At 30.9% G+C, this 275-nt stretch carries 1 protein-coding gene; it reads left to right on the top strand.

The genetic code is table 11. The features are described 5' to 3' along the window. Nucleotides 1-275 (top strand): hypothetical protein (locus FE392_RS23000; RefSeq protein ID WP_319931991.1); only part of this gene is annotated, 275 nt, incomplete at both ends.

Below are 275 nucleotides of genomic sequence, written 5' to 3'. Positions count from 1 at the left end.
ATTTCAATATTTTTAGGAATAGGGGACACGGTCAATATTGTAAGTGCTGATTCTATAGAACAGCAGATTAAATTAGGGGTAGAACAAGAAACAGATAAGCAAATCATTGTAAAATTTAAAGCGGATTTGGATTTGCCATATGAAGATGGTATTGAAAAACAAATACAATCTCAAACGAATGATAAAGTAATAAAAGATCTTTTGACAGAATATCCAGATGTAACATTTACTCGTTTATTCACATCTGTAAGCCCGGAACAAATACAAAATCTTGA

It is taken from the genome of Xenorhabdus santafensis (assembly GCF_033949405.1).
GTDB classification, from domain to species: domain Bacteria; phylum Pseudomonadota; class Gammaproteobacteria; order Enterobacterales; family Enterobacteriaceae; genus Xenorhabdus; species Xenorhabdus santafensis.
This window is presented reverse-complemented; position numbering and strand designations above follow the sequence as displayed.